Here is a 5,777-nt window from a genome sequence, read left to right on the forward strand (position 1 = left end):
CGCGACGTCCGCCCCCGGTGCGACGACGGTGGTCACTGGACCGCCGCGGCCCACTTCTCGCCGAGCAGCGTGCCGGCGTTCGCCGACTGCTCCTCGGTCGGCACGACGGTCTCCGCCGGTGCCTCGGGCAGCGCGGCGGCGAGGTCGGCGTCGATCGTGCCCGCCTCCGTCATGGCCTCCATGCGGACCGGACGGGCGCCGCCCTTCAGCCACAGGTTCTGCACCTCGTCGCTGTAGAGGAACTCCTGCCACAGTCGCGCGGCGGCCGGGTGCGGGGCGTCGGCGTTGATGGCCTGGTTGTAGTAGCCGGCGTAACCGGTGCCGTCGAGCACGACGACCTTCCAGTCGGGGTTGTCGGCCGTGTGGGCGGCGTTCAGGTAGTCCCAGTCGAACACCACCGGGGTCTCACCGCTGGCGATGGTGGCGGTGGTCACGTCGACCTTGAGCAGGTTGCCGGCCTTCTGCAGCTCGGAGAAGAAGTCGATGCCGGGCTGGAAGTCGTCGAGCGTGCCGTCCGACTGCACGGTCGCGAGGCCCACCGCGGCGAACGCGGCACCGGCCTGCGTGGGGTCGCCGTTGATCGCGACCGCGCCCTTGTAGTCGGCGGAGAGCAGGTCGTCGAGCTCGGACGGTGCGTCGTACTTCGACGAGTCGTAGCCGATCGACATGTACCCGCCGTAGTCGCCCACGAACAGCCCGCTCGGCTCCTTGAGCTCGTCGGGGATGTCGTCCCACGTCTGCACCGTGTACGGCGCGAAGGCGTCGGTGTTCTGCAGGGCCACGGTGAGGCCGAGGTCGAACACGTCGGGCGCCGTGTCGAGGCCCTTGTTCGTCTCGGCGGCCTGGATCTCCTCCGCGCTGGACACGTCGGGCGAGGCCTCGTTGATCGTGATCTCGGGGTACTTCTCGGCGAAGAGATCGAGGATCTCGCCGTAGTTCGCCCAGTCGCGCGGGAGCGCGATGACGTTGAGCTGTCCCTCGGCCTTGGCGGCGGCCTCCAGATCGGCGAACGTGCCGAAGTCGGCCACCGACGTGGCCGCCGACGCGTCGACGTCGGACTCTCCGGAGCCGGAGCCCGACGCGTCGGCGGCGCCGGAGCAGGCGCTCAGTGCGAGCGCGGCCGTGGTGGCGAGGGCGATGCCGGCGCCGATGCGCGCGCGGCGGGTGAAGCGTGCCATGAGTATCCTCTCGGTGCCCGGCGCGGGTTCGCCGGGGTCGGGTTGCGAGAGGACACTACGAGCCGGAGGTTGCCGCTCGTGGCGGCCGCGGTGAACGGACGGTGTCCGATGGGTGGCGCGCGGGCGCGGGACCGACAGGCGGGCCGGCGCGGCCGCCGGTCAGTGCGGGACGGTGAGCTTGAAGCCGCGGTGCGAGCCGACGTAGCCGAGACGCTCGTAGAAGCGGTGCGCGTCGGTGCGGGCGGCATCGGAGGTCAGCTGCACCATCGCGGCGCCGAGCGCGGGCGCGGCCTGTTCCCCGACCCAGCGCATCACGGCCCCGCCGAGACCCGCCGAACGCAGATCGCTGCGCACGCGCACGGCTTCGACCAGCAGGCGACGGGCTCCGCGGCGTGCCATGCCGGGGATCGACGTGAGCTGCAACGTGCCGACGACGGCCCCGCCGAGCTCGACCACCAGCAGGTCGTTGGACGGGTCGTCGAGGATGTCCGTCAGGCCGCGCTCATAGGCGGGGCGATCCTCGTCGGAGGCCACATCACCGCGGGCGGCGCTGATGGGGTCGTCGGCGAGCAGCGCGATCACCGCATCGGTGTCGTCCAGGGTGGCCCGCCGCAGGACGGCCTCGCCGACGCGCGACGGGAAGGGGAAGGGCAGGGGGAGGGCGTCGAGCATGGCACCAGTCTCTCAGGGGCGCGGATGCGGGAGGAGGGTGCACTCTCTGGAATCATGGCCGGGTGGATATCGGCACGGTGCTCGGGCTCGAGCAGCTCACCTGGGGGATGCTGATCCTCGTGATCGTCGCGGCGTTCTGCGCCGGCTGGATCGACGCGGTCGTGGGCGGCGGGGGTCTGCTGCAACTGCCCGCGCTGCTGCTGATCCCCGGTATCGCGCCGGTGCAGGCCCTGGCCACCAACAAGCTCGCGTCGGTGTTCGGCACGGCGACGAGCAGTGTCACGTACTACCGTCGCGCGAAACCCGACATCCGCACGGCTCTGCCCATGGCGGTGATCGCGCTGCTCGGCTCGTTCGGGGGAGCCGCGGTCGCCACGGTGCTTCCGCCCGCCGCGTTCAAGCCGATCATCGTGGTCGCACTCCTCGCGGTCGCCCTGTTCACGGCGCTCCGCCCGCAGCTCGGCGCCGCGACGCAGCTGCGCTTCCACGGCCACAAGCACCACCTCATGGCGGGCCTCGCCGGCCTCGGCATCGGCTTCTACGACGGGATGATCGGGCCGGGCACCGGCACGTTCCTGGTGATCACCCTCGTGGCGCTGCTCGGCTATGACTTCCTGCAGGCCAGCGCGAAGGCGAAGATCGTGAACCTCGCCACGAACCTGGGCGCGCTGCTGCTGTTCATCCCGCACGGGTCGGTGCTGTGGCTGCTGGGCGGCATCCTCGCGGTCGCGAACGTCGCGGGCAGCTACCTGGGGTCGCGCATGGCGATCTCGCGCGGCACCACGTTCATCCGCGTGGTGTTCCTCGTGGTGGTCGTCGCGCTCATCGCGAAGCTGGGCGTGGACGTGTGGAACGAGAACATCGTCCCGGCTCTCGCCTCGCTCCGCTGAACCGTCCGCGGCTCACACGACGACGCCGGGTCGGGCAGGTTCCGTGGGGAACCGCCCGACCCGGCGCGGGTGCCTGATCGTGCGCGAGCGGCTCAGGCCGCGTCGTCGTCGGGCTCGTAGTCCACGCCGGCCTCGGCGCGCTGCTCCGGGGTGATCGGGGCGGGCGCGGAGGTCAGCGGGTCGTACCCGTTGCCCGACTTCGGGAAGGCGATGACGTCGCGGATCGACTCGGTCTTCGACAGGTGCTGCAGCACGCGGTCCATGCCCAGCGCGATGCCGCCGTGCGGGGGAGCGCCGAACGAGAACGCGTCGAGCAGGAAGCCGAACTGCTCCTGCGCGACCTCGTCGCTGATGCCCATGACCTCGAAGACCCGCTTCTGCACGTCTTCGCGGTGGATGCGGATCGAGCCGCCGCCGAGCTCGGAGCCGTTGCACACGATGTCGTACGCGTAGGCGAGGGCCGAGCCGGGGTCGGTGTCGAACGTGTCCTCGAACTCGGGCTTCGGGCCGGTGAACGCGTGGTGCACCGCCGTCCAGGCGCCCGCGCCCACCGCGACGTCACCCGAGGCCACCGCGTCGGCGGCGGGCTCGAACATCGGGGCGTCGACGACCCAGGTGAACGCGAACTCGTCCGGGTTCAGGTAACCCAGGCGGCGGCCGATCTCCACGCGCGCGGCGCCGAGCAGCGCCCGGCTCTCCTTGGTGGATCCGGCGGCGAAGAACACGCAGTCGCCCGGCTCGGCGCCCACGAGCTCCGCGAGACCCGCCTGCTCCGCCTCGGACAGGTTCTTCGCGGCGGGGCCGCCCAGGGTGCCGTCCTCGTTGAACAGCACGTACGCGAGGCCGCGGGCGCCGCGCTGCTTGGCCCAGTCCTGCCAGGCGTCGAGCACCTTGCGCGGCTGCGAGGCACCGCCGGGCATACGCACCGCGCCGACATACTCGGCCTGGAACACCCGGAAGGGGGTGTCCGCGAAGTACTCGGTCGCCTCGACGAGCTCGAGCCCGAAGCGCAGGTCGGGCTTGTCGGAGCCGTACTTCGCCATCGCCTCGGCGTAGGTGATGCGCGGCAGCGGGGTCTGCACCTCCACGCCGATCGTCTTCCACATCGCCACGATGAGCGACTCCATGAGGGCGATCACGTCTTCCTGCTCGACGAAGCTCATCTCGATGTCGAGCTGCGTGAACTCGGGCTGCCGGTCGGCGCGGAAGTCCTCGTCGCGGTAGCAGCGGGCGATCTGGTAGTACTTCTCCACGCCGCCGACCATGAGCAGCTGCTTGAACAGCTGCGGCGACTGGGGCAGCGCGTACCAGCTGCCCGGGTGCAGCCGCGCCGGCACCACGAAGTCGCGGGCGCCCTCGGGGGTGGAGCGGGTGAGGGTGGGGGTCTCGACCTCGGTGAAGCCGTCGGCGTGCAGCACGTCGCGGACGGCCTTGTACACGTCGGAGCGCAGACGCAGCGCGGAGGCCGCGGCCGGACGGCGCAGGTCGAGGTAGCGGTACTTGAGACGCGCCTCCTCGCCCACGGTCTCGGTGTCGGCCAGCGCCGTGGAGACCTGGAAGGGGAGCGGAGCCGAGGGGTTCAGCACCTCGACCTCGGCCGCGATGACCTCGATCTCGCCCGACGGGAGGTTCGGGTTGGCATTGCCCTCGGGGCGGCGCGAGACCTCGCCCGTGACCTTGAGCACGAACTCGTTGCGCAGCGGGTGGGCGACCTCCTCGTCGCGGATGACCACCTGGGCGATGCCCGAGGCATCCCGCAGATCGATGAACGCGACGCCTCCGTGGTCACGACGACGATCGACCCACCCGGTGAGGGTGACGGTCTGACCGATGTTCTCGGCGCGCAGGGAGCCTGCGGTGTGGGTGCGCAGCACGGAGTATTCCTTCTGATCTGGGAAATGGAGAACCCGCCCAGTCTACGGGGGTGCGCGACCCCTTCTCACGGGACGGCCCGTCCCTCAGTAGGGTGTCTGTGAACGGAAGGTGCCCCCATGAACCTCGCTCTCGTCCCCGCGGCCGACGTCCCGGTCGTCCCCGACTTCCTCGGTCAGTTCCTCTCCGGGACCACCGGCGTGGTGGCGTTGATCTTCTACATCCTCCTCGCCGTCGCCTGGTGGAAGGTGTTCACCAAGGCCGGATATCCGGGCATCCTCGCCCTCATCCCGATCGTCAACGCGATCTTCCTGTTGCGCATCGCCGGGATGTCGGGCTGGTGGGTCCTGCTCTACCTGGTGCCGATCGCCAACGTGGTGCTCGCGATCGTCGTGGCCGTGAAGGTCGGCGCCCGCTTCGGCAAGGGCGGCGTCTTCTCGTTCTTCCTCCTCTTCGTGTTCTCGTTCATCGGATACTTCATCCTCGGCTTCGGCGACTCCCGCTACCGCGAGATCTGACGTGGGGGTATCGCGACTGCACCTCGTGCGGCACGGTGAGGTGCACAACCCCGCCCGCGTGCTGTACGGCCGGCTGCCCGACTATCACCTGAGCCGCGCGGGCCGCGGGATGGCGGCGTCGGCGGCCGCGCACGTGGCGCAGCTCGGCGACCCCGTGGCGGCGCTGTACGCCTCGCCGCTGGAGCGCGCGCAGGAGTCGGCGGAGCCGTTCGCCGAGCGGTTCGACCTGGTGCCGGAGATCGACATCCGTCTGATCGAGCCGACGAACGTCTTCGAGGGCACCCGCATGCGCCGGTCGCTGATGAACCCGCTCAACTGGTGGCATCTGCGGCAGCCGTCGGTCCCCAGCTGGGGCGAGCCGTATGCGTCGATCGCGGAGCGCATGCTCGGGATCATGGATGAGGCGTGGACGGCCGCACTGGAGAGCACGACCGAGGGCGACATCGTGATGGTGTCGCACCAGGCGCCCATCTGGATCACGCACCTGCGCGTGGCGGGGCTTCCGCTGCAGCACGACCCCCGCACGCGGCGCTGCGCCCTGTCGAGCGTCACCTCGTTCGAGCGCGTGGGCGACGTGTGGCGCGAGGTCGCCTACGCGGAGCCCGCCGCCACCGGCGACGCGGTCGACGTCGGCGCGGTCTGACCCG

General features: G+C 70.8%; 6 protein-coding genes. 3 read left to right on the top strand and 3 right to left on the bottom strand.

Annotated features, from left to right (window positions below; translation table 11 throughout):
* Nucleotides 1–32: 32 nt before the first annotated feature.
* Both DW309_RS10580 and DW309_RS10585 read right to left on the bottom strand, forming a co-directional pair.
* Nucleotides 33–1,178 carry an ABC transporter substrate-binding protein gene (locus DW309_RS10580; RefSeq protein WP_136045353.1) on the bottom strand — a complete coding sequence of 382 codons (1,146 nt, stop codon included), beginning with the start codon at nt 1,176–1,178 and terminating at the stop codon, nt 33–35.
* A 159-nt stretch (nt 1,179–1,337) separates the two neighbouring features.
* Complete coding sequence (locus tag DW309_RS10585; RefSeq protein ID WP_136045354.1) at nt 1,338–1,850, bottom strand: GNAT family N-acetyltransferase; 513 nt, start codon at nt 1,848–1,850, stop codon at nt 1,338–1,340.
* Nucleotides 1,851–1,957: 107 nt separating this feature from the next.
* On the opposite strand from DW309_RS10585, the gene DW309_RS10590 reads away from it, so the two are divergent.
* Nucleotides 1,958–2,740, top strand: a complete 783-nt coding sequence (locus DW309_RS10590) for a sulfite exporter TauE/SafE family protein (protein ID WP_136036377.1) — start codon at nt 1,958–1,960, stop codon at nt 2,738–2,740.
* A 92-nt stretch (nt 2,741–2,832) separates the two neighbouring features.
* Here the strand turns inward: DW309_RS10590 and aspS are convergent, their stop codons facing one another.
* A complete protein-coding gene (gene aspS, locus DW309_RS10595) occupies nt 2,833–4,614 on the bottom strand; it encodes an aspartate--tRNA ligase (RefSeq protein WP_136045355.1) in 1,782 nt (593 codons plus the stop codon).
* A 117-nt stretch (nt 4,615–4,731) separates the two neighbouring features.
* Here aspS and DW309_RS10600 point away from each other — a divergent pair, with 117 nt between their 5' ends.
* Both DW309_RS10600 and DW309_RS10605 read left to right on the top strand, forming a co-directional pair.
* Nucleotides 4,732–5,130: a DUF5684 domain-containing protein gene (locus DW309_RS10600; RefSeq protein ID WP_240745361.1), complete on the top strand. Its 399-nt coding sequence runs from the start codon at nt 4,732–4,734 to the stop codon at nt 5,128–5,130.
* A gap of 1 nt (nt 5,131) precedes the next feature.
* Nucleotides 5,132–5,773, top strand: coding sequence for a histidine phosphatase family protein (locus tag DW309_RS10605; RefSeq protein WP_136029737.1), 642 nt, complete (start codon nt 5,132–5,134; stop codon nt 5,771–5,773).
* The last annotated feature ends 4 nt before the right edge of the window (nt 5,774–5,777 follow it).

Source organism: Microbacterium sp. K41, from assembly GCF_004794395.1.
GTDB classification, from domain to species: Bacteria; Actinomycetota; Actinomycetes; order Actinomycetales; family Microbacteriaceae; genus Microbacterium; species Microbacterium sufflavum.